Origin of the sequence: Lactonifactor longoviformis DSM 17459 (assembly GCF_900129135.1) — a bacterium.
Taxonomy (GTDB): domain Bacteria; phylum Bacillota; class Clostridia; order Lachnospirales; family Lachnospiraceae; genus Lactonifactor; species Lactonifactor longoviformis.
Genome location: NZ_FQVI01000020.1, coordinates 54,626 through 80,638 on the forward strand (window position 1 = coordinate 54,626; position 26,013 = coordinate 80,638).

Genomic DNA, 26,013 nt, shown 5'->3' on the forward strand with positions numbered 1-26,013 from the left:
GCCGGATAGTGCGCTATCCGGCTTTGTGCTACTTTGAGGGGGAACTGTTTTTCATTGCCGAATAGCCCATCCATACCATCCAGACATACGCACAAGTTTTCGGGATCATCAGTGCACCGATGGGGGGGATCTTGCCGGCTAGAAGTACCACCGGCAGGTAGCAGGCAAAGCTGACGGCAATGGCAAGCCACATAAAGCGGAATGCCTGATCGTGAGTTTCCTTTGCTTTTTTGTAGAACAGGACTAAAACAATCACTCCAAGTATTGAAAATGGAATATTGCGGTAGATCCCCCAGCTCAGAGGAGCGTTAGAGCTCATCCAACGGTTCTGCGGGAAGAGGCACAGAAGGACTCTCAGGAAGGCCAGTACGTAGACGGTAATACGCAGAGGGGAAACTGATATCTGCCGGTAACGTATCTCCCAGATATGATAGAGAAGTACGTAAAATATAGTCATGGTAACGGAGGTTACTGCCTGCCCGAATCCCAGAGGGGCGGCAGCAGCGTTAAGCCCTACGGTATGCATTGCCCAGACTCTGGGAACCAGATGAAAGGCATCCCCGCATCCCAATATAACAGCCATCAGTCCAAAGAGCCAGTATTGGCTTTTCCGGGGAGAAGACAGAATCATCTTTACCCCAATTGTAATTACGGTAATCAAATAAACAATATCAAAAATAGTTTCTCCCAGTATCATTGTGAAATCTCTCCTTTCGTTAATGCAGGCCGCGTAAATTTTGCAAACTGAAAAATAAAACTGACTCCCGCAAGCAGCAGGGAAGTCCCCAGTCCCGTATAAAATACGGCAATAAATATATCAGATACAATGCCTGAAAGGCGAAGGCCGATGCCAAACGTCATCATAAAAGCCATAATGCCATAAGACTGCTTGTTGAAAAAACGGTAGAAAGGCTGCCGGGATTCCAGATACCCAAGGATCCGCCGGGTATGCTTTTTGACCATTCTTCGAAATACAAGAAAGTGAAACAGAAGAAGGATTGCAAAGCTTGTGAATATCATCCACAGATCCCAGGCAGGAACACTGGCTGTCACACCGATTCGGAAGATGTTAATTCCCGCCGCAAGCCAGACTAAGCCGGCAATTAATAGTAAAAACTTTTTGTGTATCATACACTGCCTCCTTTTTATGAACAACGTTCATATTGACGATTATAACAGCGGATCCCCTATGAAAGTATCAGTACAGGATCCGCTGCAGGGTTTTTACAAAAAAGGTACAGTCCTTTTGACCTGTCCTCAGCATCTGAACCATATGCCAAAATACAAAATCTATAAATTCATCCTTCGGATATTCCTCTGACCAGGCAGATGCAGGGATCGACGGATCTGAAGAGAGGACCTGCAAAAGCAGAAACTTCAGACGGCTGAAACATTGTAGTTCCAGTTCTTTACCCCGTTCTTTGTCCTCCGGTGCCATAGTTTCCATCTGTGTCAGCCATTCTCTCTGAAAATCAGACAGACTGACATTTATCTGATGGTAAAACAGTTCGACATACTGTGTAAAACAGTTGTCTTTTACGTGAATATCCTGTAACATGGAACTGCTTGTTTCCCAAAAATGGGATACAACTGCAAAAATTAAGTCCGCTTTCGTAGGAAAATAATTGTACAGTACTCCCACAGAAATAGAACACTTATGTGCTATATTACGGATGCTGACTTTATGAACTCCCTCTTCCCGGGCAATTTCCAAAGCAGCAGCAACAAGCTCTTCTTTGGAAGTAACGTTTTTATTCAAGATTTCACCTCCATATGAACAGTGTTCATTATATGCCTTTCCCTCTTGTTTGTCAAGACGCTTTTTCTTGTTCTTTACCCTGCTGCATACCTTGCCAATCCGTCCGGTTTCCTGTATACTGAATTTGACTGTTACTATTAAGTTAGAATTCAGCCGTTCTCTGTGAAATTACCGAGCATGGATGAAACAACCGGGAGGTAGAATATTATGTTTCATATTTCCAATTTTACTGACAATGATGATATTAAGACACTGGCGTCTCTGGGTCCCTTTACAGTAATTGAATATGAGCGGGATTTAAGCGTTATGCCCAGTGACGCACAGACAGCTTATTTCTGCAATGCAATGAATGTACGCAAACGACAGGTGATCTGCGATCTCAGCAGAGCAAACATTACTCTGCAGGCGGGCGCGATGCAGTGGATGGTGGGAAATGTCAATGCAACCACAGGCATCAAAGGCGTAGGTGATCTGTTCGGTAAGGCAGTGCGGGGCAAGGTGACCGGAGAATCAGCCATAAAGCCAGAGTATACAGGAGACGGAATTCTTGTTCTGGAGCCTACATACCGGCATATACTTTTGCTGGATCTTCAGGACTGGAATGGCTCTGTGGTGCTGGATGACGGACTCTTTCTGGCCTGTGACGCCAAACTGAAGCATAAAGCAGTTATGCGTTCTAATGTCTCTTCTGCCGTTGCCGGCGGTGAGGGATTGTTTAACCTGGGCATCAGCGGGAGCGGAGTACTTTGCCTGGAGTCTTCCTGTCCAAGGGAAGAGCTGGTTGAGATTGCATTGGAAAATGATGTCTTAAAGGTAGACGGAAATATGGCCATTGCCTGGAGCGGCAGCCTGGACTTTACCGTAGAACGTTCCGGAAAAACACTGGTAGGCTCGGCGGCGTCCGGTGAAGGACTGGTGAATGTATACCGGGGTACCGGAAAAGTCCTGCTTGCGCCGGTTGAAAAGGGAATTGCCTGATGAATAAGTGAAGAAGGCCCTGCACGTCTGGTTGATTTACGGACGTACAGGGCTTTTGAGATCTTCATCAGAAATTCATACACATCTGTTATAATAAGCAGCAGGAAATAGAAAGGTGCGGGCGTATGAAAAAAATACTGTTCATGGAAGATGAACCTACCATCCGCGAGGTCTTAGCGGAATATATGAAAATGCAGAACTATGAGGTTACAGAAGTGCAGGACGGAGAGGAAGCTGTAAAGGCTTTGGAGGGATGTCCCTTTGATATGGCTGTGCTGGATATCATGGTACCGAAAAAAAACGGTCTGGAGGTGCTCAGCCACATTCGGAGGCAGTATCCGGATATGGCGGTCATTATGCTCACAGCCCTGGGGGATGAGCAGACACAGGTTAAGGCATTTAATGCATATGCGGACGATTATATCATCAAACCAGTGTCCCCTATTATTCTTCTGAAACGAATGGAGACCATACTGAGACGTTCCGCCAGAACCCCGGTGCAGGCAGAACATGGGCTGGTGATCCAAAAGGAAGCCTACCAGGCCTTTTATAACGGGAAGACACTGGAGCTGACGCTGAGTGAGTTTTTGCTGTTGCAGACTCTGTATGAAAGACCAACGCAGGTATTTACCAGAGAGCAGCTGATTCTTAGAATATTTAACGAGGATTACATCGGGAATGACAGAATTATTGATGCTCATATAAAAAATCTCAGAAAAAAACTGCCCCAAAACTGTATCCGCACCGTGATTGGTGTGGGATACCAGTTTGATGCTTCCCAGGAAACATGCGGAGGAAAATAACATGCGCCTGTCGAAAAAAACGTTCTTATACAGCATTATGATTTCTTTGGTTTTAGTACTTTTTGTGCTCCTTTATTTTATATTCATGCTCCCATCCCTCTATGTTGAATATGCAGGGCAGGAATATCTGGAATCCATTATCCAGGTCCAGGAGGGATACAGTAAAAACAGGAGCTATGAAGGCTTGGAAGTGAGAAATCCCACGGGTTCTGCCACTTTAGAAATCCCGCTGGAGGGCGACAGTATCTATCTGGCGGGAAAGGCATTCCGTCTGACGATAAATATTAAAGAGCCTAAGCTTTTAGAAGCAGTGGAACAGCTGAGAGATTCTGTAGAGAATTCGGACAGCTTTGCAGATTTAGAAATACCGGATATTGACTTTGAGGAATTGAAAGAGAGTATGCGGATGGAGGACGGGGGGCCTCTTTCAGATTTACTTTCCGTTCAGATAGATGCAGATGAAGAGCTGCAGGATATTCAGACCAGAAAAGGAAAAGTTCATATCGTTTCAGATACCATGGTGGTTTTTGAAGGAGGAATGAACGATAAAGACAATGATTATACCACATATATCGCAGCCGGGAAGACAAAGGACGCTGTCATATTTTCCTTTCTGCCTGTTATGACACCCCAGATGAATGAGATACGGCCCATTGTTTTCGGGAGCCTTCCCATGATTGCGGCTGTGTTATTTCTGCTGGTACTCATAGCCTCCCAGATTTTTTCTAAGAAGATTGTCAATCCTATCATCCGTCTGGCGGGCTATGCGGAGGATGTAAAGGAGGCAGGGTACAGGGAGATGGCTCCTTTAGAAATCCATGAAAAAGATGAGATCGGAGAACTGGGAACTATATTAAATGAGCTTTATGAAAAGCTGCGTCTGCAGTATCAGGAGCTGGAAGCAAAGAACCGGTCACTGGCCAGAGAGAACAAACGCCAGGAAGTCTTTCTCCGGGCCTCCTCCCACCAGCTGAAGACACCTATCACTGCAGCGCTTTTGCTGACAGAGGGCATGATTTCTGAAATAGGAAAGTATAAAGACACTGGAAAATACCTGCCGGAAGTAAAAAGACAGCTCCTCTCCATGAGAAAGATAGTGGAGGATATTTTGTATCTGAATCATTCAGCAGATAATATTAAGCGGGAACCGGTGAATATGAACCTGCTGCTGAAGGAAGTGCTGGAGAGTTATCGGATACCGGCAGGAGAAAAGAAGCTGACCTTCCGCTGTGAAGAGCAGCCGGTACAGGCAGAGACAGACGGGGAGATTATGCGGAAAATTCTGGATAACCTCGTCTCCAATGCAGTATCCTACACGCCTCCGAAGGGAGAGATCACCATACGCCTGACTGAGGACTCTTTTGAAATCTACAATGCAGGAGCCCATATTGAGGAGGAGCTGCTTCCCCATATCTATGAACCCTTTGTAAGCAGCGATACCAGCCGGAAAGGCAGGGGACTGGGACTGTATGTGATTTCCTATTATATGGAGCTTCTCGGCTTTCAGATTGAGATTTCCAATGAGGAGAATGGCGTACTGGCCCGCATGTATCTGAGTAAAAAGGAACATAAAAATCCCTAAGGACCTCCATGAGATCTTCATACAGACTTCATATGGCTCTGTTATGATACTAACAGAAAAAGAAAGGGGAGAAGAACTATGCTGTTAACCATTCATAATCTTCAGGTACGCTACGGCAGCCAGCTGGCACTTCAGATAGACTGTCCCATCTCTATCCATGAGGGGGAGAGAATCGGCATCATTGGATCCAACGGAGCAGGAAAGACAACGCTGGTAAAATCCATTCTGGGACTTACCAGCTACAAAGGAAGCATCCGCACAAATCTAAAACCGGAGCAGATCGCAGCGCATATGCAGTCCAATCATTATGCGGCAACTATGCCGGTGAAAACTATTATGGAGACAATACTGGATACAAATATCCGAAAAAACAGAGAACTGCAGGAGCTGATATCCTATTTTGAATTTGAAAAATGCCTGCACAAACGATATTCCCATCTGTCAGGAGGGCAGAAGCAGAGATTTACCATCATTATGGTAATGCTGCAGAATGCTCCCCTCACCTTTTATGACGAGGTAACATCCGGACTGGATTTTGAAACCAGGCAAAAGCTGATGGAAAAGCTGGTAAACTGGTACCAGAATAAGTCCAATACCCTGTGTATTGTTTCCCACTATTACGAAGAACTGGAAATGCTTGCAGAAAAGATTCTGATCTTAGATCAGGGGAAAGTGATTGCTTTCGGAGAGAAAAAAGAACTATTCCGGAAGTACTGCGGGCGATCGGTTTTTATCACAGACAGCACAAAACAGAATCAGGAGCTTCTGAGGGAGTACAAGAAGCTTAAGTCCCCGGAGCACCTATTGGCGATTGCCTGTCCGGATCTTGAGACTGAGCACAAAATCTCTGAGCTCCTGCTTCAGGAAAATGTAAACTTTAAAAGAAGTGATAATGACATAGAGATTATGTCCACCAACGCCAAGGCGGCATACTATGAGAGGGAAGGGAGCGCCTATGAAGACCAAATCATGCAATAAGAGACTTATTATCTACGAGATACGCAATGCAATCGGAAATCCTTTCATTGCATTTTTCGGAATTGTCTTTCCGGTAATGATGCTGATGATTATTACATTCTCTCTGAGAAAACAGGTGCCTTCCTCCATGGTGCGGGAGGCAAACACGGGAGTTTTCATTACTATGAGCCTGATTATTCCCATGGCAGTAATCCTTCTGGGGCATTCCGCCAATTATTCCCAGGAACTTGAGAAGGAGATTCCGGTCCGGATGCAGCTGTTTGGTTTTTCACAGAACAGTATTATGCTGGCCAAGATAATTGCACAGACCATAACTCTGACGGCAGGATTGATTTTTTACTCTGTGTTCTCCTATATTCTGGTAGATCTGCAGAGCCCTAAGCTCTCCTCTGCCCTCTGCCTCATAGGCTGTCTGTATGTTATGGGAATCTGTTTCTTCCTCTTTGCCCACGGCCTATCTAATATCTTTAAAAAGTTCGGCCCTACGTACACGATAAGCATGTTTGTCTACTTTGGAAGCATGATTCTCTGCGGAATGATGGGCATACAGACCGAGCAGCTTCCCAAAGCGCTGAGGCGTGTGGCGTCTTTCCTTCCGATGAGCTACGTCAGCAGTGATTTCATTGATTTCTGGCAGGGAGGCAGCTATAATTTCGGACCTATGATTCAGGCATTCCTTTTCTTTGGCGCGCTGTGCGGATTGCTTGTGGTATACTCTAATTATAAAAACAGGAGAGTGATTAAATAATAAAACCGGCCGGTAAGAGCTTACCTTTATCTTCTCATCCTGTTTGCCGTTACCTGTGTCAGGATATTCGAGCCGGGTGACTAGGGAAATGCCCGTTCTCCGGGCACTTCCCGGTATATTCACAGTGACGAAGGAACTGTTTAGACTATTCGAATGATGAGTTATGACGGATCCAGTATTGAAAAGCTCTGACAATATAGTCTGATGCGCCTGGGCCATATTTTGTATCAGTGACAGCTTTGATATAGTCATTGGAATAGGTATCCACAATCATCTCCCAATAGTTTCGTCCTAGAAAATCTGCGGTTGTGTTTTCCTGCGTTTGTTTTACCAGTTCCCTTACAATCGTCTGAATATCTTCCGATGAGACATCTTTCTGCATATCAGAAGTCAGCCTTTTATATAGGTCAGTGATTTGCCGGGCGCGCTTTCTCGTCTCCTCTGAAATCTGTTCCTCCATGCGTTCAGAGAAGTGTTCCAGGTTGTATTTCATAGCCTCTGTATAGTTCTCCACGCTGCCATACTCTTTGATTGCATGCTTGGCAATCTCAGCCTCCCTGTCTCTGGCTCTCTGGATAAATAAATCAAAATTCTCAAGACTTCCCCAATTTTTTATGATATCTTTCGTATTGGTGGTTTTAAATTGTTCCAATGCTTGGATATATTCTGTCAGGTCAAATTCTTTAAACTCCATACAATGTTCCCCTTTCTCCAGGCGGGTAAGGAGCTGTATGAGTCTGTCTATACGATTCCGTTTTAGCAGGAACAATTCTTTCTGTTTTCTAAAAGCGGCTATCCTGTCAAAATCAGGTTTTTGGATTATGATACGTATTTCTTTTAATGAAAACCCCAGTTCTTTAAAAAACAGTATCTGCTGAAGCTTCTGCATAGCATCCTCGTCGTACAGACGATATCCGGACTGTGTTAACTTACTTGGCTTTAGCAGTCCGATTTCATCGTAGTATTGCAGGGTGCGCTTGCTTATTCCTGTGAATGCAGCAACTTGGCTTGTGGTTCGCATATCCTATCAGCTCCTTCAGTTTCCTTAGTAATTGAGTATGAGGCAGAGTGCCGGCAAACATATATTCTGCCTCTATAAATCTAGAATATAGTATCACGTTACGTGTAAGTCAATACATTTTGCATCAATTGAAGATAAATCATGAAGGGGGGGAAGCGGATAGCGGCAAATATCATCCGTGCTTACTTGACAAATACTATAAATTATAGTACCATAAGCAGCGTCGTGTATAGTGTAATATATAGTAGTATATATTATAGTTTGTGTGAAGTGAAAGGAGACTCTAATTATGAATCAACCAAACAAAAAAATGGAACTTCTGGGAAGTGTGCCAATACCGAAGGCTCTGCTGTCGTTGGGGCTTCCCACCATGATTGGTATGCTGATTAACGCACTGTATAATCTGGTGGATACCTATTTTGTGGGTGGTTTGGGAACGGATCAGATGGGTGCGGTCACGGTGGCCTTTCCTCTGGGACAAATGATCGTAGGTCTGGGGCTGCTGTTTGGAAATGGGGCTGCCGCCTATCTTTCAAGGCTGCTTGGGCGGGGGGATAAGGAAACAGCGGACAAAGTTGCCAGCACCGCCTTGTACAGCAGTATTTTGGTGGGAGCAATACTCATTGTTTGCTCTGTCATTTTTCTGAGACCAATCTTAAAACAGCTCGGAGCAATCGAGAGTGTTATGCCTTATGCAATCTCTTACGCCAGTATCTATATCATATTTTCGATTTTTAACGTATTTAATGTCACAATGAATAATATCGCAGCAAGTGAAGGAGCGTCTAAAACAGCCATGTGTGCACTGATGGCAGGTGCCCTGTTAAATGCGGTATTAGACCCGATCTGCATTTATGTGCTTCAACTGGGAGTGGCAGGTGCAGCCATTGCCACGGCAATTTCACAGATGGTTTCCACAGCAGTCTACTTGTGCTATATCTTTCGAAAAAAGAGTGTATTCAGTTTCCGCATCAGGGAGTGCAACTATTCCAGAGAAATTATGTCCGAGATTTTGAAAGTAGGGATTCCCACACTGCTATTTCAGGTATTGACCAGTCTTTCTATCAGTATGATGAATCATGCGGCGAAAGAGTATGGGGTATCTGCTCTGGCAGCGATGGGACCGTTTACTAAAATTATGTCCATGGGAAGCCTGATCGTATTTGGATTTCTGAAAGGCTTTCAGCCAATCGCCGGGTTTAGTTATGGAGCAAAAAGGTTTGACCGCCTGTATGAAGCAATCAAAACCGCTATCCTCTGGTCTACCTTATTTTGTGTGGTATTCGGCCTGACTGCAGCAATCTTTCCTGCGCAAATCATGACCTTGTTTACAAAAGGAGACAGGGAGATGGTCCGTGTGGGGGCAGCCGCTTTGAGAGCAAATGGTCTTTCCTTTATCTTCTTTGGCTTTTACACTGTGTACTCATTCCTCTTCCTGGTAATGGGAAAGGCGAAAGAGGGGTGTTTCCTTGGTGCCTGCCGGCAGGGTATTTGTTTTGTGCCTGTTATTTTACTTCTTCCAATGGCTTGCGGCCTGCAGGGAGTACTGTATGCTCAGCCCATTGCTGATATACTGTCGGCTGCCGTCACCGTATCTATGGCCGTGCATCTTCATAAGGAACTGAGCGCAGCAAAAGTATGGGGAAAAGAAGCTAATCCGGGAGCGGGCGGCTTTGCGTAATTCCGGTTGCTGCTAAAAGCTATAAAATTTGCATAAGAAGATTGATAGTGCTATAATACTTATGGAGCAATGGGGCGGGTCCTGTTGCTCTTTTTGCACAATGCGGCTTTTGTGCAGGAAGAGTGCTGAAGTACCAAGAGTTTATCCCCAGACACCTGTGTCTAGGGATGAAAAACGGTATTTCTCGCTTTGTGTCGTGTTTTTTATTCGAAAAGATGGTACTATGCAAATAGAAAGGAAGAATTGGCAATGGATGCAAAGAAAATCGGCAGATTTCTAAAGGAGCTCCGGAAGGAAAAAGGGTTAACACAAGAACAGCTTGCAGAAATACTCCTTGTATCCGGCAGGAGTGTATCCCGCTGGGAGACGGGTACGAATATGCCGGATTTAAGCATTATGATTCAAATAGCAGATTTCTACGAGGTAGAAATCAATGACATCTTAGAAGGAGAAAGGAGAAGCGAAAGTATGGATCAAGAGGGAAAAGAGACATTATCTAAGGTCGCAGAGTACAGTAAATCAGAAAAAGATAAGGCGGTAAGAGCAGGAAACACGGCATTTGGCCTGATGTTTGCGCTATCTGCAGTCCTGATTATTGTGCAGTTAATTGTAACAAAGGAACTGTGGACCGTTGCTGGGGAAACGTTTGCCTTACTTGTCGGAGGCATAGCATATATAGGAATTATGCTGTATCATGGCACATGGGAAAACGGTTCGGGAATTCAAAGTACTCCCGCAAAGGATGCCTTAATGAGCATCGTGTGTTCGGGCATATTTTCTGCCGCATATGTGTTTTATATCTTCCGAATAGGCGGTACGGCATCCCAGGCTGTGCGCGCAGCGGTCATATTTTTTACAGGAATTGCGATATTGAGTTTTGCTGTTCTGAGAATCTTAGCCTTTTTTAGCAGCAGACGATTAAGAAAAAGAGAGTTCACTGACACGTCAAAGGGAGTTAAGGAAGTACTGCCGGTAAAAGTTTTCACAGCAGACGGAACCATGCAGGCAGATATGATAATAGAAGCATTGAAAAATAATGGCATTGCTGCCTATAAGCAGGACATGGGAGATGCCGGGTTGGCCGCAGTGCGTTATGGTATGGGGCGGGGAATCAATGACAGCGTTGCTATTTTCGTTGCAGACAGAGAAGCTGACAACGCTGTGGAAGTAATAAACGGCATGGGATTGCTTTAGCGGAACATAAAACGCGCGGAGCCTCAGGATGCTGATATGGAAAGGGGGTATTCTGCTATAGCGAATATATTAGTTGTAGAAGATGATAAGAATATGCAGGAGATCATTGCCAAGTTCATGAATAGGGGCGGTCACAGATGCTTCACAGCGGATGACGGTGTGGATGCACTGGTGATTTTGAAGAATCAGACAGTTGACCTTATGATATTGGATGTGATGATGCCCCATTTGGACGGATTTTCAGTCTGCAGGACTGCCCGCCAGATGAGCAGTCTGCCCATTATTCTGCTTACCGCAAAAAGCAGCGAGGATGATAAACTGCGGGGGTATGAGTATGGGGCAGATGATTACATAACGAAGCCCTTCAGTCCCAAAGTTTTGCTGGCAAAGGTAAATGTCCTGCTGCACCGGATTGCTTCCCTGCCGCCGGATACTTTAAACGCAGGAAAGATTACAGTGGTGCCGGCTTCTCACAAGGTGCTTTTGGACGGCAAAGAGATTTCATTAACCCATAAGGAGTATGAGCTGCTTCATTTTTTTATGACCAATCCAGAGCAGATATTTAGCCGGGAACAGCTTCTGAATCGGATCTGGGGGTATGAGTTTGCGGGGACAACAAGAACTGTGGATGCGCATATTAAGAACCTGCGTCAGAAATTAGGGGAGGAAGGAAGACGTATTGTCACTCTTATCCGCTCCGGCTATAAGTTTGAGGTGGGCGTATGAAGATAAGAGACAGCTTTACACTCCGAACCGTCCGTAAAAAAATAATAATGGTTTCCAAGCTGGCCGGCGCTCTTCTCATTCTCTCCTATATTATTTCCACAAAGCTGGAGATATCACCTGATATTGCATTCGCCCTATGGTTTGTTTTTGTGATTTGCATAGTTCTTGCCGTTGATTTCCTGATGGGGCACTTTATTTCGAAACCTGTAATTAAGCTTAGCCAGACGGCCCGAAAGATGGCTGGGTTGGACTTTTCCAGCGCATGTTCTGTCACATCTGCCGATGAATTCGGAGAGCTCTCGGCAAACCTGAATGTAATGGCTGAAAAGCTGCAGCAGACTCTTGCAAATCTGGAGGCTGCGAACACACAGCTTGAAAAAGAGGTAGAAAAAGAGCGCAGACTGCTGGAGGAGCGCAGGGAGCTGGCAGACAGCCTGTCCCATGAGATGAAGACGCCGATCGGCGTTATAAGAGCCTTCGCAGAAGGACTGCAGGATGAGGCCGACGAAGAGGAAAGACAGAAGTATTACAAGATCATTATCTCTGAGACAGAGCGCATGAACGGGCTTATTACTGCTCTGCTGGATCTCTCGGCCCTGGAATCAGGGGCTTCAGAGCTTACTCCGGAGCGCTTTGACCTTGTGGAGCTTGTGGAGATCGTGGCCGGACGTCTCTTACTTGATATTCCGGACATAGATTTTGAACTTCAGTATGAACTGCCTGAGCATAGAAGCTTTGTGTCTGCAGATAAAAAACGGATGGAGCAGGTTTTAGATAATCTAATCGTGAACGCCCGAAAGAATGTGCGTCCGGGGGGCATTGTGAAGCTGTCGCTGACAAAAGAAAACGGGCTGCTGCATTTTTCAGTCTATAATCAGGGTCCCGCCATCCCACAGGAGAATCTGCAGAAGATCTGGACAAAGTTTTACCGGGAGAGGAATTCCACATACAGTGGTTCCGGACTGGGCCTTGCGATTGTGTCACAGATTTTGAACATGCATGGACTGCCCTACGGGGTGGAAAATCTTTCAGATGGTGTGCAATTCTATTTTTCTATCCCCGTTGTCCCTTCAGCAACTGCATAGTCCTATAGATAGGTTCCTTAACGGGAGCCTTTTTTAATTGGAAATTTTACACTGTCTTCACAGAGACATTGCAACGGCTTCAATTCTTTTTCTTATGATTATTACAGAATTAATCACAGTAACTTTTGAGAAGGGAGGTAACTTTTTATGACATTACTAGGTCTTGCATGGTACTGGTGGCTGGTGATAGTAATCGCTCTGGCAGTCCTCATTCCCGTTAAGCTTAAGTTTATGAGATGGTGGGGGAAGAGGCAGCGAGAAAAGAAAAAGGAGCAGCAGGAGAAATGGGGGGATGAAGAGTGATTGAAGTAAAAGACCTGACATTCTCCTACGGGAAAGACAAAAAAGCCCTTCACGGCCTGAATTTCACTGTAGAAGATGGAGAAATATTTGGTTTTTTGGGACCTAACGGCTCCGGAAAATCAACGACACAAAAAATTCTGACAGGGATCCTAAAAGGGCATGGAGGCAAAGTATCTCTGTTCGGACAGGATATCGCTTCCGTTCACAATCGGGAATTTTTCCAAAAAATTGGCGTTTTGTTTGAATTTCCTTATCTGTATTCCAATTTGAGCGCTGTGGATAACCTCAGATACTTCTCCGCCTTCTACCCCAAAGAACAGCTGCGTGACATCGGGGAGGTTTTAGAAAAGCTGGAGTTCAAATCTGATTTTATAAAAAAACCGGTTTCCTCCTATTCAAAGGGGATGCGGCAGCGGGCGAGCATGGCAAGGGCGCTGATCAGCAATCCGAGACTGCTTTTTCTTGACGAGCCCACCAGCGGGCTTGACCCATCCGGAGCTGTTCTGTTCCGCAGAATCATTGAGGAAGAACGCCGGAAAGGGACAACTGTATTTCTGACCACCCATAACATGCTGGACGCAGATCTGCTGTGCGACCGCGTAGCCTTTCTGTCAAGCGGAGAAATCGTGGCATTGGATACCCCCGGGAATCTGAAAGAGAAAAACAGCAATCGCCACATTAGGATTGACTATCTTTATCAGGGAAAACGGGAAGAAAAAGTAATTGACATCCATGAACTGGAGGCAGGCATGTCCTTTTTGCATGATGAGATTATCAGTATTCATTCCCAGGAACCGACGCTGGAAGATATGTTTATTCAATACACAGGGAGGGGATTGTCTTGATGAAATATTTTCGTACGCTGCTCGGGAAAGACATCCGGCTTATGAGGTCAGGCAGATTTTTTCTTGTGTCCCTGGGGTTTTTAATTTTATATACCCTTTATGTAAACTTTGGATATGTCAGATTCATGGATACTCAGATATATAATGTGTATTTGTACGATCCCGCAGGTACACAGGAGAGAACTTCGGCGCTGGTTCGGCGTGTATCCTCGAAGGAAGCGTTTGACAGGGCCTTGTACCAGGATGCCAACAGCGTAGGCATCAACGCCGCTGCTGGGGATATACAGATTGTACTTTACGGGGGAACAGAAAAGGCTGACCGCCATAGGGCTGACTACGCCCTGTCTCTCTTGCAGCCGGCGGCCCCTTATACTGCGGGGGATGTTGGACTTTATACACCGGAAGAGAAAGCAAGAAGAGAGATTACCTGTGAACTGTTGTTTTTTGAAATCTCTGCGGTCGGATTTTTAGGGATCGCTGCTGTACTTTTCAAGGAGAAGGGGATGGGCGTCATACGTGTCCATGCCGTTCTTCCTTTACAGGAAAATCTGTTTCTCTTGTCAAAGCTGATACTGTTTCTGCTGTCTGATCTTGTTTTTGCCGTATTGCTTACTATACTCAATCTTGGAGTTTCAGCTGCAATGCCGATATTGCCCGCAATCCTTTTTCAAACGGCGCTCTTGTCGCTGATTATGGCATTGACAGGTCTGGTCTGCGCCCTGCTGCTGAAAGACTTCCGGCAATTTACTCTGGTCTATCTGCTGATAGCCATATTTGCTGCAACCCCGGTGTTTCTTTCCGCAAATACGGCGGTAAAGCTGGATTGGATTGGGCTTCATCCATTCTATCACATATACATGGGACTGAAAAACGCTTATTTTGGCATCTCTGCATCCAGTCCTTTCTACTATTTGGGCATCGCTTCAATGATTGCAGTACTGTATGCCGGCGTGCATCAGTTATTTCGCAGAGAAATGGGAAAGGAGGCGGCATGAATATGAAGGGTTTGCGCTATCAGCTGAAAAGTGTGCGGAAGGACAAGTTTTGTCTGATGACCTTCCTTTTGCCAATCCTTGCTGCGGCGGCTCTGCATTACGTGGGTTCCATCGACCTTACCTCCCTGGGGGAGCTTCAGTTCGGAATATTGAGGGATGATATGCCGGAAGAAACCGCTGCATGGCTGGAGGGATATGGTACAGTGACAGCTTATCCGTCCCTTGAGGAACTGATAAATGGAATTAGGGAACCGTCTACAAATCTGATAGGAGTGGAGGCGGACGGGAATGGCATCCAAACAATATGTGCCGGCGACGAGCTGGATATCTTTCGCCAGACTGCTGACACGCTTCCTGCTCTGTATGAACAGCGGAATGCATCCAGGCGGGCAGAGGTTCAGATTTTGGAGCGCCCTGGTGTGATGGCAGGGCTTCAGGATATGTTTATCACAGTTACACTGATTATAGCTATGTTTATGGGATGTACTTATAATGCAATGAACATGGTTTCTGAAAAGGAGGACGGAGTGGCCTTAATAAACGAGATTTTACCTATCACCCGAAGCCAGTATATTCTGCAGAAGATTATCGTTGGCTTTCTCTGTGGGTGTTTGTCCTCAATCCTTACAGCCTGTATCTGCTTTCGGCTATCCCTGCAGAATGCCGTCCTCATGCTGATATTGATTCTGCTCTCTTCTTTTGTGGCAGCACTTATCGGTCTGTTTGTAGGCAGACTTTCCAGGGATTTGATGATGGGTGTGGTATATATCAAAGTTATTATGCTGCTGTTTATGGCTGTTCCGATTCTCTGCTTTCTCGTAGGAGTCAGCCATCCGTTTCTCTCTGCTGTATGCTACCTGATTCCCTCCCAGGCGGCTTTTGAGGGCATTATGGACTTGACAGCCGGCAGTACGGCCCTGGTAACAAAGGATATTTTCATTCTTCTGTTTCATTGTGCAGGATGGTTCCTGCTTTATATAGAGATTTCCCTGCGAAGGAAAAAGCACGCATGAAACCAGCAGCAGCCTCCAAAAAAAATTCTGGAGCTGATTCGGCTGCTCTATATAGTATAATGAGAGATATTACTTGAAGTTCTTCCGTAAAATGTTTATAATAGGTAAAATTGTATCTATTCATAGGGCCGCATAAAAAGGACAGCTGCTCCTGATTGATACAAGACAATCAAAAAACGAGAGGAAGAAAATGAGAAAACTAGCCTTAAACGATGAAATATTACTAAATATAGAGAAGCCGGCCCGTTATATTGGAAACGAGGTCAACTCGGTGATGAAGGAGAAAGACAAGGTGGATATCCGTTTCGCCATGTGTTTCCCGGACGTGTACGAGATTGGCATGTCCCATTTGGGTATCCAGATCCTTTATGATATGTTTAACCAGAGAGAGGATACCTGGTGTGAGCGTGTCTATTCCCCCTGGCCGGATCTGGATCAGGTACTGCGTGAGGAGAAAATCCCTCTTTTTGCTCTGGAATCCCAGGATGCTGTGAAAGATTTTGATTTCCTGGGGCTGACGCTGCAGTATGAAATGTGCTACACCAACGTTCTCCAGATCCTGGATCTAAGCCAGATTCCCCTGCTTTCCAAAGAGAGAACAGAGGACATGCCCATTGTCATAGGAGGAGGCCCCTGCGCCTATAATCCGGAGCCTCTGGCGGACTTTTTTGATTTGTTCTATATCGGCGAAGGAGAAACAGTATACAATCAGCTGCTTGATGTCTATAAAGAAAACAAACGCTCGGGCGGAGGCAGAAGAGAATTTTTAGAAAAGGCGGCAGGGATTCCGGGCATCTATGTGCCTGGCTTTTACCGGGTGGAATACCACGAGGACGGAACCATCGCATCCTTTGCTCCTACCTGTGAATGTGCGCCTCTGAAGGTGGAAAAACAGGTGGTTATGGATGTGACAGATACGTATTATCCAAAGGCCCCTGTGGTACCTTTTATTAAAGCTACACAGGATCGGGTAACTCTGGAGATCCAGAGAGGCTGCATCCGCGGATGCCGTTTCTGCCAGGCAGGAATGCTGTACCGTCCCACAAGAGAGAGAAAGCTGGAGTACCTGAAACAGGCAGCAAAGGATATGCTGGTGAATACCGGGCACGAGGAGATTTCATTGAGTTCACTAAGCTCCAGTGATTATTCTCAGCTGCCGGAACTCATCCAGTTTTTAATAGAGGAATTTGACAAGAAAGGCGTCAATATTTCGCTGCCCTCCCTGCGCATTGATGCCTTTTCTCTGGATGTTATGAGCAAAGTTCAGGATATCAGAAAGAGCAGCCTCACGTTTGCACCGGAGGCAGGCACACAGAGGCTTAGGGATGTGATTAACAAAGGCCTCACCGAGCAGGATATCCTGGAAGGAGCGGGCAGTGCCTTTGAAGGGGGATGGACCAGAGTAAAGCTGTATTTCATGCTGGGACTGCCCACGGAAACAGAGGAGGATATGAGAGGAATTGCCGAGCTGGCAGAGAAAATAGCCCGGAGATATTACGAGATTCCAAAGGAGCAGCGCCAAGGAAAGTGCCAGATTGTAGTAAGCACTTCCTTTTTTGTGCCAAAGCCCTTTACCCCCTTCCAGTGGGCTCCTATGTTTACAAAAGAACAGTTTCTTGATAAAGCCAGATTTGTAAAAGAAGCCATCAGGGCCCAGCTGAACCAAAAGAGCATTAAGTATAACTGGCATGAGGCAGATGTTACGGTACTGGAAGGCATTTTGGCCCGGGGGGATCGGAGGATCGGACCTGTGATCCGAAAGGCCTATGAGAACGGAAGCCTTTTTGATTCCTGGTCAGAGTACTTCAGACCCCAGGCCTGGGAGCAGGCTTTTAAGGATCTGGGAGTAGATCCGGATTTTTATACCATGAGGGAGCGGGATGTCACAGAGATTCTGCCCTGGGATTTTATAGATATCGGTGTGACCAAAAAGTTTTTGATTCGGGAATGGAACCGTGCAAAAGAGGAAGAGATAACGCCTAACTGCAGGCAGCAGTGTTCCGGCTGCGGTGCGGGAAGATACAAAGGAGGTGTCTGTCTTGAAGGTTAGAGTGAAATTTGCAAAAGAAGGATCCATGAAGTTTATCGGACATCTGGATATCATGCGGTATTTTCAGAAGGCTATCCGCAGAGCAGGGATTGACATTGCTTTTTCAGAGGGCTTCAGTCCCCATATGATTATGTCCTTTGCCGCACCCTTGGGGGTTGGCATCACAAGCACCGGAGAGTACTTCGATATGGAAGTAAATACTGCGACAAACTCAGAGGATATGAAAAAGCGCCTGAACGCCGCTATGGTGGAAGGCATGAGGATCTTAAGTATAAAAAAGGTAGATGACGGCAAAGCCAGCAAAGCTATGTCCCTGGTGGCCGCCGCGGATTATCTGGTAACTTTCCGTCCCGGTCAGGAAAAGCTGAGGGATATGTTTCTGGAGCATTTGGCTGACTTTTACAGTCAGGAACAGCTGCTCATCTGGAAAAAAACCAAAAAAAGCGAAAAGGAAATTGATATCCGGCCTTTTATCTATGAGATGCGAAGAGAAGGGGAAAGTATCTTTTTAAAACTGGCAGCAGGAAGCGCGAATAATACAAAACCAGAACTGGTGATGGAAGCTTTTGCCGGCTATCTGTCAGTTTCTGTTTTGGAGTATGCCTTTGAGGTCCATCGGCTCGAAACCTACGGAGAGATTCAGGCGGAAGGCCGGCCGGTATTCGTATCGCTGGAAGGACTGGGAGAAGAAATTGAGTAAGCTGATTATTACAAAGATGCAGATACATTCCCAGGAGAGGACAGTTACCGCACTTGTGGAAGAAGGAAAGGTGCTGGAACTGCGGCTCTCATCTCTGGAACAGGAAGCCTTGCTTGGCAGCATTTATATTGGAAAGGTAAAAAATGTATCTCCCAATATTGATGCGGCTTTTGTGGAGCTTTCCCCGGGGGTGACAGGCTATCTGCCCTTATCAAAAGAAGTTCCTTACTTTACAAATCCGAAAAAAGACAATATTGTAAAAGCCGGAGATGAAGTTCTTGTGCAGGTAAACCGGGAGCCTTTAAAATCCAAGGCCTATAACCTGACATCCAATCTTAGCTTTACCGGCAAATACCTGGTACTCACCAGCCAGCGCCGCCAGCTCAGCCTCTCCTCTAAGCTGAACGGGGAAGACCGGGAGCGTCTGAGAAAATGGCTGGCGCCCTGTATGGAGGCGGAATTCGGCCTGATTGTCCGCACAAACAGCGGTGAGGCCGAGAAGCAGGAGATACTGGCAGAACTGGAATACCTGAAAAAGCGTTGGAGGCGGGTGCTTGATATCTGCAAAACAAGGACCTGCTACAGTCTGCTGGAAAAAGCCAGCCCGTTTTATATTCAGGCTGTGCGGGATGTCTACGGGGATACCCTGGAGGAGATTGTCACTGATCTTCCGGCTATTTTTGCTGAGCTTGGGGAGTATCTGGGAGAGTATCAGAAGGAAGATGCCGAAAAGCTCAGACTCTACGAGGACAGGCTGCTCTCACTTCACAAGCTCTATTCTCTGGAGCGCGCTTTGGATAATGCGGCAAAAGAAAAAGTATGGCTTCCAAGCGGAGGGTTTTTAATGATCCAGCAGACAGAAGCTTTTGTGGCAGTGGATGTAAATACCGGAAAATATACAGGTAAGAAAAAGCAGCAGGAAACTTACCGCAAAATTAACCTTGAGGCAGCCCGTGAGATTGCGGCACAGCTGCGGCTGAGGAATCTCTCAGGTATTATTCTGATTGATTTTATTAACCTGGAGCGAAAGGAACATCAGGAAGAGCTGCTGAATGTTTTAAAAAAATATCTCCGCAGAGATCCGGTTCACACGGTACTTGTGGATATGACGAAGCTTAACATCGTTGAAGTAACCAGAAAAAAAGTAAGAAAATCACTGGCGGAAGAAATAGGAGGGAAATAATATGCTGAAATTTGCACATTTTAATTTTAATGTACTGAATCTGGAAAAGAGCCTTTCCTTTTACAAGGAAGCTCTGGGGCTTACGCCTGTCAGAACGAAAGATGCGGAGGATGGTTCCTTTACACTGGTCTATCTGGGTGATCAGACCACCGATTTTACCCTGGAGCTTACCTGGCTGAAAGATCGGACAGAGGCATACAACCTTGGAGAGTGTGAATTCCATCTTGCCTTTGAGACAGACGATTATGAAGGATTCCATAAGAGACATAAAGAGATGGGATGCATTGTGTTTGAAAATGAGGCTATGGGTATCTATTTTATCACGGATCCGGATGGCTACTGGATCGAGATTGTACCGTCCAAATAGGGAAATTGCGTATGGATAAAAGAAAATTAAGACCTTATCACGGCCTGCTGTTTTTTGCAGTGGTGATGTTCTCTTTTTACTTTATTATGGCTCCTCTGCAGATGCAGTTTGGCATGTACGGGCTTGCAATGACTGAACTGCTCCTTCTGGCAATGGCCATTGTCTGCGTAAAACTATGCAGGGCTGATTTCAAAGAAATATTTCCCGTAGGCAGAGTCAGGTTTTCCAAGGCAGCAGGAACCATTCTTCTCTGGCTGGCTTCTTTTCTCACAGTAATGGTACTCACATTAATCATTACATGGTTTTTTCCTGATGAGATGCTGGGGGTAAGCCAAGGGCTAAGCTCCGTGATCAGTTCCGTACCCTTTGCGGTTGGATTTCTGTTTACGGTAGTGATGCCTGCCGTGTGTGAAGAGGCAGTGCACCGGGGAGTCATTCTTCACAGTATGCTTCCGCTGAAGAAAAAGTGGCTTATTGTACTTATTATGGGAATTCTGTTTGGCATCTTTCACACGAGCATATGGAGATTCGTGCCCACCGCGCTTCTGGGAGCCGCCTTATCCTATGTCATGCTGGAGACGGAAAATATGGTATATCCCGCCATTTTTCACGGGGTAAATAACTACGTACCACTGGCCATCTCCTCCTATTCTGCAAAAATACTGGAACGAGCAGGGAGTGATCTGTCGCAGACCAGTCTGAATACTGTACCGGTGGCGAGCATCGGCGTCTATCTGGTTATGGCCTGCTGTGTGCCTTTTGCTGCTTACGGTGGTAATTATCTGCTCCACTATAGGGAGGAAGGATACAGGAGCACCTTTTTTCCTAAAAAAAGACAGGGAATGATTATCACAGTGCTGATTGTATCAACCGTACTGATTTTGGCGGCGGGATTTGCGCTTTTACTCTACGGAATTTTATTTGATTCTCAGTTTCATGATCTCTTAAGGCAGAATATGTAAACTGCTGGAAATTTGAAGGAAAAAACAGTTGACGGACACAATATCTTGTGCTATTATAATACGGATGCCGCACAAAGAGGTCAGAAGCGTTGCTTTCTGAGTAATTCAACAGGAAGGCAGCCACCATATTTGGCGAGTAATGATAATAGGAGGTGCCATATGTACGCAATTATTGCAACAGGTGGTAAACAGTACAAAGTAGCCGAAGGCGATATCATTAGAGTAGAAAAGCTTGGTGTAGAAGCTGGAGAGACTGTTACATTTGATGATGTACTTGCAGTAAACAACGACGGGTTAAAGGTTGGCGCAGATGTTGCTGATGCCAGTGTTACCGCATCTGTAGTTGAGAACGGTAAAGCGAAAAAAGTTATCGTTTACAAGTATAAGAGAAAATCTGGTTATCACAAAAAGAACGGTCACAGACAGCAGTTCACAAAAGTGAAAATCGAAAAAATTAATGCTTAATTCCTGACAGGCGATTATGATTACGGTTATTGTATATCAAAGGTCAGACGGTGAGTATATAGGATTTGAAACCAGTGGACATGCAGACTACGCCGATGAGGGATATGATATTATCTGCGCGGCGGTTTCAGCCCTTACTGTAAACGCTGTGAATTCCATCGAAACCTTTACGGAGGATGAATTCGGGGGAGAGCAGAGGGATGGGTACTTAAAATGTATGATTACTGGTCCTGTCAGTACTACAGCAGCATTACTATTAAAATCAATGGTTCTTGGATTAGAAATGATTCAGGAAAACTACGGCAAAGAATACATTCATTTGATATTCAAGGAGGTGTAAGGACATGTTAAAGATGAACCTTCAAATTTTCGCTCATAAAAAAGGAGTTGGTTCTACCAAGAACGGCAGAGATTCCGAATCTAAGCGTTTAGGTGCGAAAAGAGCTGACGGCCAATTCGTTAAAGCTGGCAATATTCTTTACAGACAGCGCGGAACTAAGATTCACCCGGGTGTGAATGTGGGACGCGGAGGAGACGATACATTATTTGCATTAGTGGATGGTGTTGTTCGTTTTGAAAGAAAAGGAAGAGATAAGAAACAGGTTTCTATCGTTCCTGTATCAGCAGAATAATAAGTCACGTATAACATGGAACCATGCAATCATCTAATGTGTTGCATGGTTTTTATGTTATTGATCATACTTATAATATGCAGTAAAAAGATTGTGATTGAACTAGAAGAAAGAAAAAAACAGGTGAATTATGTTTGCAGACAGAGCTAAAATATATATCAGATCCGGAAAAGGCGGAGACGGCCATGTAAGCTTCCGCAGGGAGCTTTATGTTCCCAACGGAGGGCCGGACGGAGGAGACGGAGGAAAAGGCGGAGATGTCATATTTGAAGTTGACGAGGGCCTGAATACCTTAGGAGACTACCGTCACAAAAGAAAATATGCCGCCCAGGATGGTGAGGAGGGCGGCAAAAGAAGGTGCCACGGAGGCAACGGACAGGATATTGTGCTGAAAGTACCGGAAGGTACGGTAATCAAGGAAGCCCAGAGCGGAAAAGTAATTGCAGATATGTCGGGGGAAAACTGCCGTCAGGTTGTATTACGAGGCGGCAGAGGCGGCAAAGGGAATCAGCATTATGCCACGGCCACTATGCAGGTGCCCAAATATGCACAGCCCGGACAGGCAGCCCAGGAACTGGACGTAATTTTGGAACTGAAGGTAATTGCAGATGTAGGGCTGGTGGGATTCCCGAACGTAGGAAAATCCACGTTTCTCTCCAGAGTGACCAATGCACGTCCCAAAATTGCCAATTACCACTTTACTACTCTGAATCCCAATCTGGGGGTAGTAGATCTGGAAGGCACGGACGGTTTCGTCATTGCAGATATCCCCGGATTAATTGAAGGCGCTTCTGAGGGGCTGGGACTGGGACACCAGTTTCTTCGCCATATAGAGCGCACCAGAGTCATTATTCATATGGTAGACGCAGCTTCTACAGAGGGAAGAGATCCTATTGAGGATATTCACAAAATCAACAAAGAGCTGGAGGCTTACAATCCGGAGATTGCAAAACGTCCCCAGGTAATCGCCGCTAATAAAATTGATGCCTTATACCAGGAGGGGGAAGATCCCGTAGAAGCTATCAGAAAAGAATTTGAGCCCAAAGGTGTCCGTGTATTTGCGATCTCGGCAGTAAGCGGGCAGGGTGTGAAGGAGCTGCTTTATTATGTAAAGGAGCTGCTGGATCATACAGAGCTTGAGCCGATTGTGTTTGAACAGGAGTTCTTCCCTGAGGATGTTCTGATTGCGGAGAACCTTCCCTACACGGTAGTGAAGAGTGAGGAAGATCCCCATATCTTTATTGTGGAAGGACCTAAGATTGAGAAGATGCTGGGATATACGAATCTTGACTCTGAGAAGGGGTTTGCCTTCTTCCAGAAGTTCCTCAAAGAAGGAGGAATACTGGCAGATTTAGAGAAAGCCGGGATCGAAGAGGGAGATACCGTACGTATGTACGGATTTGATTTTGATTATTATAAATAGGAGGATTTATGACAAGTAAACAGAGAGCGTATTTAAAAGGGCTGGCCATGAATGTGGATCCCATTCTTCAGATCGGCAAGTCCAGCCTGACGCCGGAAAATACAAAATCCGTCGCAGAAGCACTGAACGCCAGAGAACTTATTAAAATTTCTGTGCTTCAGAACTGTATGGATGATCCAAAGGCCATGGCCCAGATTCTTGCGGAGAGAACAGGATCTCAGGTAGTTCAGGTGATTGGAAAAAAGATTGTGCTGTATAAGGAAGGAAAAAAAGATAAGAAAAAAATAGAACTTCCCAAATAAAAGCAGGCAGATACAGCACCTTACGAGGAAGACTATCATGAATCAGGAAAAAAAACGAATCGGAATCATGGGCGGAACCTTTGATCCCATACACATCGGCCACCTCATACTTGGTGAAACTGCCTATGAGCAGTTTCAGCTGGATAAGGTATGGTTTATGCCGGCAGGGAATCCCCCTCACAAGCAAAACCGTCAGGGCAGGGCTACGGACAGTGAGAGAGTCGATATGGTACGTCTGGCAATCGCCTCTAACCCCCATTTTGAGCTCTCTTTGATAGAAATGAACGAGGATGGGTATTCGTATACCTATCGAACGTTAGAGCGCCTGAAAAGCCAGTATCCGGATACTGCGTTTTATTTCATTCTGGGTGCAGATTCCCTCTTTGATTTTGATAAATGGCGGGAGCCTAAAAGAATCTGTGACGCCTGTACTGTGGTAGTTGCCACCAGAAATCATACCAGCCATCAGAAACTGGATGAAATCATGTGGAAACTGACTTATAAGTTTCAGGGCAGCTTTGTAAAACTGGATTCTATCAATATAGATGTATCATCAAAAATGCTCCGCTCCTGGGTAAAGGACGGCAGAACTACGAAGTATTATCTCACAGATAATGTGATGGACTATATCAGAGAACACAAGATTTATAAGGACAGTGAAGAGGTATGAACTACAACATCGAAAAAATGACCAAAATCTTAAAAAAAGATTTGGATGAGGAGCGCTTCCGGCATACTATGGGGGTAATGTACACCAGTGCAGGCCTGGCAATGGCCCATGGGGAAAATGTCCAGAAGGCACAGACAGCTGGTCTTCTGCATGACTGTGCCAAATGCATACCAAACAAGAAGAAGCTGAGACTGTGTAAAAAATACGGGATAAAAATAAATTCCTTTGAGATGCGGAATCCTTTTCTTCTCCACGCCAAGCTGGGCGCATTTTTAGCCAAAGAGAAATACCAGATAAAAGACAGCGGGATTCTTTCTGCCATCAGGTATCATACCACAGGAAAGCCGGAAATGAATACGCTGGAGAAGATTGTTTATATTGCAGACTACATTGAACCTATGCGATGCAAGGCACAGCACCTCAGTCAGATACGCAGACTTGCATTTAGAGATCTGGATGAGTGTATGTACGAGATATTAAAGGATACACTAGCCTATCTGGAAGGCAATTCCGGAGAAATTGATACAGCTACCAAAGAGGCCTTTAACTACTACGAGAGATTACACAATGAACGACATAGAGAGGAAACGGCAAATGAATCAGAGTAAAAAAATGGCACGTCTTGCCTGCGATGCCCTGGAGGATAAAAAGGCAATTGATATAAAAGTGATCGATATTGAAAAAATTACCACACTGGCAGATTACTTTATCATCACCAGCGGATCCAACCGCAACCAGGTGCAGGCAATGGCTGACAACGTGGAAGAATTCCTGGGAAAAGCAGGATATGAACCAAAGCAGATAGAAGGATACCAGAACGCAAATTGGATTTTAATGGATTACGGGGATATTGTGCTTCATATTTTCGATGAAGAGAACAGGCTTTTCTACGATCTGGAAAGAATCTGGAGAGACGGGACTTGTATCTCTGCGAGTGAATTAGAATAGAAATTGAGTGCGGCAATGTGAGCTGGGACGGCTTGCTTTGCCGTGTTTTTTTGCAATAATTGGGATTTAATGGTGCAGCATTTGGACTTCGGCTCAAGGTATTTCTGGACGGCAGGTGTAGGTGGCAGGGGGACGGTGAGAGAAAACCCGCGGCGGCGGGCTGGCTGGTTCGGGCGGGAGGGAGTTCCAGGGGGAGATTTATCAGAAGGGGAATGATATCCTCCGTGTAGGATACGGCTGTAAAATTGTCAGATAGAATATAGATGTAATATTGCCAAAGAGAATGGAATTAATAATTGCAACGGATTAGGTTGTTTATCCAAAAAATCGGGCTACTAATAGTGCGAAACAAAAGGAAAAGTGTACAATTCTCGACCTTCCCCACCCGTTTTCCGTGAATGTGAAGTGAGTCTCTGCCAGGATATAGGAGGGAGCACCGGGGGGACAGGGCCAGGGGGCGGGGGATAGGGACAAGTCAGGGAGGTTAAGCGGAGTGAGCCGAAGATCCAGTCCACCAGCTGATTAACGAGGAAGGCTTTCCTGACGAGTTTAGCAGCTGGTAGGACTTAGCTGAGGGGAACGGAGCCTCGAGCTGACTTG

General features: G+C 45.6%; 31 protein-coding genes. 27 read left to right on the forward strand and 4 right to left on the reverse strand.

All coding sequences use genetic code 11. The features are described 5' to 3' along the window. Window positions 1-28: 28 nt before the first annotated feature. The 3 genes from BUA56_RS16090 to BUA56_RS16100 all read right to left on the reverse strand — a co-directional run bounded on the left by BUA56_RS16090 (window position 29) and on the right by BUA56_RS16100 (window position 1,759). Window positions 29-697, reverse strand: a complete 669-nt coding sequence (locus tag BUA56_RS16090) for a hypothetical protein (RefSeq protein WP_072853561.1) — start codon at window positions 695-697, stop codon at window positions 29-31. Beyond that, window positions 694-1,131, reverse strand: coding sequence for a hypothetical protein (locus BUA56_RS16095; RefSeq protein ID WP_072853563.1), 438 nt, complete (start codon window positions 1,129-1,131; stop codon window positions 694-696). Before BUA56_RS16095 ends, BUA56_RS16090 begins: the two co-directional genes overlap by 4 nt. 67 nt (window positions 1,132-1,198) lie before the next feature. Beyond that, complete coding sequence (locus BUA56_RS16100) at window positions 1,199-1,759, reverse strand: TetR/AcrR family transcriptional regulator (RefSeq protein ID WP_072853565.1); 561 nt, start codon at window positions 1,757-1,759, stop codon at window positions 1,199-1,201. A 207-nt stretch (window positions 1,760-1,966) separates the two neighbouring features. Here BUA56_RS16100 and BUA56_RS16105 point away from each other — a divergent pair, with 207 nt between their 5' ends. The 5 genes from BUA56_RS16105 to BUA56_RS16125 all read left to right on the forward strand — a co-directional run bounded on the left by BUA56_RS16105 (window position 1,967) and on the right by BUA56_RS16125 (window position 6,848). Continuing rightward, window positions 1,967-2,737: an AIM24 family protein gene (locus BUA56_RS16105; RefSeq protein ID WP_072853567.1), complete on the forward strand. Its 771-nt coding sequence runs from the start codon at window positions 1,967-1,969 to the stop codon at window positions 2,735-2,737. 125 nt (window positions 2,738-2,862) lie between these two features. Next, window positions 2,863-3,540 (forward strand): response regulator transcription factor, encoded by a 678-nt coding sequence (locus BUA56_RS16110; protein ID WP_072853569.1) that lies wholly within the window; start codon window positions 2,863-2,865, stop codon window positions 3,538-3,540. Between the two features lies 1 nt (window position 3,541). Continuing rightward, a complete protein-coding gene (locus tag BUA56_RS16115; protein ID WP_072853571.1) occupies window positions 3,542-5,122 on the forward strand; it encodes a sensor histidine kinase in 1,581 nt (526 codons plus the stop codon). A 78-nt stretch (window positions 5,123-5,200) separates the two neighbouring features. After that, a complete protein-coding gene (locus BUA56_RS16120) occupies window positions 5,201-6,100 on the forward strand; it encodes an ATP-binding cassette domain-containing protein (protein ID WP_084068018.1) in 900 nt (299 codons plus the stop codon). Further along, window positions 6,078-6,848: an ABC transporter permease gene (locus BUA56_RS16125; RefSeq protein WP_072853573.1), complete on the forward strand. Its 771-nt coding sequence runs from the start codon at window positions 6,078-6,080 to the stop codon at window positions 6,846-6,848. Before BUA56_RS16120 ends, BUA56_RS16125 begins: the two co-directional genes overlap by 23 nt. A gap of 145 nt (window positions 6,849-6,993) precedes the next feature. Here the strand turns inward: BUA56_RS16125 and BUA56_RS16130 are convergent, their stop codons facing one another. Beyond that, window positions 6,994-7,869: a MerR family transcriptional regulator gene (locus BUA56_RS16130; protein WP_072853575.1), complete on the reverse strand. Its 876-nt coding sequence runs from the start codon at window positions 7,867-7,869 to the stop codon at window positions 6,994-6,996. Between the two features lie 289 nt (window positions 7,870-8,158). Here BUA56_RS16130 and BUA56_RS16135 point away from each other — a divergent pair, with 289 nt between their 5' ends. The 22 genes from BUA56_RS16135 (at window position 8,159) to BUA56_RS23445 (ending at window position 25,643) form a co-directional block, all read left to right on the forward strand. Next, window positions 8,159-9,550: an MATE family efflux transporter gene (locus BUA56_RS16135; protein ID WP_072853577.1), complete on the forward strand. Its 1,392-nt coding sequence runs from the start codon at window positions 8,159-8,161 to the stop codon at window positions 9,548-9,550. Window positions 9,551-9,799: 249 nt separating this feature from the next. Beyond that, entirely contained in the window at window positions 9,800-10,744 is a 945-nt protein-coding gene (locus tag BUA56_RS16140) for a helix-turn-helix transcriptional regulator (protein ID WP_072853579.1), read from the forward strand. A 36-nt stretch (window positions 10,745-10,780) separates the two neighbouring features. Further along, window positions 10,781-11,470, forward strand: coding sequence for a response regulator transcription factor (locus BUA56_RS16145; protein WP_072853581.1), 690 nt, complete (start codon window positions 10,781-10,783; stop codon window positions 11,468-11,470). After that, window positions 11,467-12,555 (forward strand): HAMP domain-containing sensor histidine kinase, encoded by a 1,089-nt coding sequence (locus tag BUA56_RS16150; RefSeq protein WP_072853583.1) that lies wholly within the window; start codon window positions 11,467-11,469, stop codon window positions 12,553-12,555. Before BUA56_RS16145 ends, BUA56_RS16150 begins: the two co-directional genes overlap by 4 nt. Before the next feature lie 147 nt (window positions 12,556-12,702). After that, entirely contained in the window at window positions 12,703-12,858 is a 156-nt protein-coding gene (locus BUA56_RS23215; protein ID WP_167594281.1) for a hypothetical protein, read from the forward strand. Then, on the forward strand, window positions 12,855-13,703 hold the full coding sequence (locus tag BUA56_RS16155; protein ID WP_072853585.1) for an ABC transporter ATP-binding protein: 849 nt from the start codon (window positions 12,855-12,857) through the stop codon (window positions 13,701-13,703). Before BUA56_RS23215 ends, BUA56_RS16155 begins: the two co-directional genes overlap by 4 nt. Continuing rightward, entirely contained in the window at window positions 13,703-14,698 is a 996-nt protein-coding gene (locus tag BUA56_RS16160; protein ID WP_072853587.1) for an ABC transporter permease, read from the forward strand. The genes BUA56_RS16155 and BUA56_RS16160 overlap by 1 nt, the downstream gene beginning before the upstream one ends. Next, window positions 14,695-15,711, forward strand: a complete 1,017-nt coding sequence (locus BUA56_RS16165) for an ABC transporter permease (protein ID WP_341443511.1) — start codon at window positions 14,695-14,697, stop codon at window positions 15,709-15,711. Before BUA56_RS16160 ends, BUA56_RS16165 begins: the two co-directional genes overlap by 4 nt. 190 nt (window positions 15,712-15,901) lie before the next feature. Further along, window positions 15,902-17,761: a TIGR03960 family B12-binding radical SAM protein gene (locus BUA56_RS16170; protein WP_072853589.1), complete on the forward strand. Its 1,860-nt coding sequence runs from the start codon at window positions 15,902-15,904 to the stop codon at window positions 17,759-17,761. Beyond that, window positions 17,742-18,461 carry a TIGR03936 family radical SAM-associated protein gene (locus BUA56_RS16175; RefSeq protein WP_341443512.1) on the forward strand — a complete coding sequence of 240 codons (720 nt, stop codon included), beginning with the start codon at window positions 17,742-17,744 and terminating at the stop codon, window positions 18,459-18,461. Before BUA56_RS16170 ends, BUA56_RS16175 begins: the two co-directional genes overlap by 20 nt. Next, window positions 18,454-19,644 carry a ribonuclease E/G gene (locus tag BUA56_RS16180; RefSeq protein ID WP_242946780.1) on the forward strand — a complete coding sequence of 397 codons (1,191 nt, stop codon included), beginning with the start codon at window positions 18,454-18,456 and terminating at the stop codon, window positions 19,642-19,644. Before BUA56_RS16175 ends, BUA56_RS16180 begins: the two co-directional genes overlap by 8 nt. A 1-nt stretch (window position 19,645) precedes the next feature. Next, window positions 19,646-20,011 carry a VOC family protein gene (locus BUA56_RS16185; protein ID WP_072853594.1) on the forward strand — a complete coding sequence of 122 codons (366 nt, stop codon included), beginning with the start codon at window positions 19,646-19,648 and terminating at the stop codon, window positions 20,009-20,011. A gap of 11 nt (window positions 20,012-20,022) precedes the next feature. Further along, on the forward strand, window positions 20,023-20,973 hold the full coding sequence (locus tag BUA56_RS16190; protein ID WP_084068020.1) for a CPBP family intramembrane glutamic endopeptidase: 951 nt from the start codon (window positions 20,023-20,025) through the stop codon (window positions 20,971-20,973). A gap of 159 nt (window positions 20,974-21,132) precedes the next feature. Beyond that, complete coding sequence (rplU, locus tag BUA56_RS16195; RefSeq protein WP_072853598.1) at window positions 21,133-21,438, forward strand: 50S ribosomal protein L21; 306 nt, start codon at window positions 21,133-21,135, stop codon at window positions 21,436-21,438. A gap of 16 nt (window positions 21,439-21,454) precedes the next feature. Then, window positions 21,455-21,778, forward strand: coding sequence for a ribosomal-processing cysteine protease Prp (locus BUA56_RS16200; protein WP_072853600.1), 324 nt, complete (start codon window positions 21,455-21,457; stop codon window positions 21,776-21,778). Between the two features lie 4 nt (window positions 21,779-21,782). Next, a complete protein-coding gene (rpmA, locus tag BUA56_RS16205; protein WP_072853602.1) occupies window positions 21,783-22,070 on the forward strand; it encodes a 50S ribosomal protein L27 in 288 nt (95 codons plus the stop codon). 130 nt (window positions 22,071-22,200) lie between these two features. Beyond that, window positions 22,201-23,493, forward strand: coding sequence for a GTPase ObgE (gene obgE / locus BUA56_RS16210; RefSeq protein WP_072853604.1), 1,293 nt, complete (start codon window positions 22,201-22,203; stop codon window positions 23,491-23,493). A gap of 8 nt (window positions 23,494-23,501) precedes the next feature. Beyond that, complete coding sequence (yhbY, locus tag BUA56_RS16215; RefSeq protein ID WP_072853606.1) at window positions 23,502-23,795, forward strand: ribosome assembly RNA-binding protein YhbY; 294 nt, start codon at window positions 23,502-23,504, stop codon at window positions 23,793-23,795. Between the two features lie 37 nt (window positions 23,796-23,832). After that, complete coding sequence (gene nadD / locus BUA56_RS16220) at window positions 23,833-24,465, forward strand: nicotinate-nucleotide adenylyltransferase (protein ID WP_072853608.1); 633 nt, start codon at window positions 23,833-23,835, stop codon at window positions 24,463-24,465. Continuing rightward, the gene (gene yqeK / locus BUA56_RS16225; protein WP_072853610.1) at window positions 24,462-25,073 is read left to right on the forward strand and encodes a bis(5'-nucleosyl)-tetraphosphatase (symmetrical) YqeK; all 612 of its coding nucleotides are present in this window, start codon (window positions 24,462-24,464) and stop codon (window positions 25,071-25,073) included. The genes nadD and yqeK overlap by 4 nt, the downstream gene beginning before the upstream one ends. Beyond that, window positions 25,060-25,413 carry a ribosome silencing factor gene (gene rsfS / locus BUA56_RS16230; protein WP_072853612.1) on the forward strand — a complete coding sequence of 118 codons (354 nt, stop codon included), beginning with the start codon at window positions 25,060-25,062 and terminating at the stop codon, window positions 25,411-25,413. Before yqeK ends, rsfS begins: the two co-directional genes overlap by 14 nt. Window positions 25,414-25,472: 59 nt before the next feature. After that, the gene (locus BUA56_RS23445; RefSeq protein WP_207650945.1) at window positions 25,473-25,643 is read left to right on the forward strand and encodes a hypothetical protein; all 171 of its coding nucleotides are present in this window, start codon (window positions 25,473-25,475) and stop codon (window positions 25,641-25,643) included. The last annotated feature ends 370 nt before the right edge of the window (window positions 25,644-26,013 follow it).

Bases quoted from the DNA above. Each gene is read 5' to 3' on its own strand.
- rpmA (WP_072853602.1), top strand. From the start codon at position 21,783: ATGTTAAAGATGAACCTTCAAATTTTCGCTCATAAAAAAGGAGTTGGT.
- BUA56_RS16110 (WP_072853569.1), top strand. From the start codon at position 2,863: ATGAAAAAAATACTGTTCATGGAAGATGAACCTACCATCCGCGAGGTC.
- BUA56_RS16125 (WP_072853573.1), top strand. From the start codon at position 6,078: ATGAAGACCAAATCATGCAATAAGAGACTTATTATCTACGAGATACGC.
- BUA56_RS16200 (WP_072853600.1), top strand. From the start codon at position 21,455: ATGATTACGGTTATTGTATATCAAAGGTCAGACGGTGAGTATATAGGA.
- BUA56_RS16135 (WP_072853577.1), top strand. From the start codon at position 8,159: ATGAATCAACCAAACAAAAAAATGGAACTTCTGGGAAGTGTGCCAATA.
- rplU (WP_072853598.1), top strand. From the start codon at position 21,133: ATGTACGCAATTATTGCAACAGGTGGTAAACAGTACAAAGTAGCCGAA.
- BUA56_RS16185 (WP_072853594.1), top strand. From the start codon at position 19,646: ATGCTGAAATTTGCACATTTTAATTTTAATGTACTGAATCTGGAAAAG.
- BUA56_RS16115 (WP_072853571.1), top strand. From the start codon at position 3,542: ATGCGCCTGTCGAAAAAAACGTTCTTATACAGCATTATGATTTCTTTG.
- rsfS (WP_072853612.1), top strand. From the start codon at position 25,060: ATGAATCAGAGTAAAAAAATGGCACGTCTTGCCTGCGATGCCCTGGAG.
- yqeK (WP_072853610.1), top strand. From the start codon at position 24,462: ATGAACTACAACATCGAAAAAATGACCAAAATCTTAAAAAAAGATTTG.
- BUA56_RS16090 (WP_072853561.1), bottom strand. From the start codon at position 697: ATGATACTGGGAGAAACTATTTTTGATATTGTTTATTTGATTACCGTA.
- BUA56_RS16095 (WP_072853563.1), bottom strand. From the start codon at position 1,131: ATGATACACAAAAAGTTTTTACTATTAATTGCCGGCTTAGTCTGGCTT.
- nadD (WP_072853608.1), top strand. From the start codon at position 23,833: ATGAATCAGGAAAAAAAACGAATCGGAATCATGGGCGGAACCTTTGAT.
- BUA56_RS16165 (WP_341443511.1), top strand. From the start codon at position 14,695: ATGAATATGAAGGGTTTGCGCTATCAGCTGAAAAGTGTGCGGAAGGAC.
- BUA56_RS16170 (WP_072853589.1), top strand. From the start codon at position 15,902: ATGAGAAAACTAGCCTTAAACGATGAAATATTACTAAATATAGAGAAG.
- BUA56_RS16105 (WP_072853567.1), top strand. From the start codon at position 1,967: ATGTTTCATATTTCCAATTTTACTGACAATGATGATATTAAGACACTG.
- BUA56_RS16120 (WP_084068018.1), top strand. From the start codon at position 5,201: ATGCTGTTAACCATTCATAATCTTCAGGTACGCTACGGCAGCCAGCTG.
- BUA56_RS16190 (WP_084068020.1), top strand. From the start codon at position 20,023: ATGGATAAAAGAAAATTAAGACCTTATCACGGCCTGCTGTTTTTTGCA.
- BUA56_RS16140 (WP_072853579.1), top strand. From the start codon at position 9,800: ATGGATGCAAAGAAAATCGGCAGATTTCTAAAGGAGCTCCGGAAGGAA.
- BUA56_RS16130 (WP_072853575.1), bottom strand. From the start codon at position 7,869: ATGCGAACCACAAGCCAAGTTGCTGCATTCACAGGAATAAGCAAGCGC.
- BUA56_RS23215 (WP_167594281.1), top strand. From the start codon at position 12,703: ATGACATTACTAGGTCTTGCATGGTACTGGTGGCTGGTGATAGTAATC.
- BUA56_RS16150 (WP_072853583.1), top strand. From the start codon at position 11,467: ATGAAGATAAGAGACAGCTTTACACTCCGAACCGTCCGTAAAAAAATA.
- BUA56_RS16145 (WP_072853581.1), top strand. From the start codon at position 10,781: ATGGAAAGGGGGTATTCTGCTATAGCGAATATATTAGTTGTAGAAGAT.
- BUA56_RS16160 (WP_072853587.1), top strand. From the start codon at position 13,703: ATGAAATATTTTCGTACGCTGCTCGGGAAAGACATCCGGCTTATGAGG.
- yhbY (WP_072853606.1), top strand. From the start codon at position 23,502: ATGACAAGTAAACAGAGAGCGTATTTAAAAGGGCTGGCCATGAATGTG.
- obgE (WP_072853604.1), top strand. From the start codon at position 22,201: ATGTTTGCAGACAGAGCTAAAATATATATCAGATCCGGAAAAGGCGGA.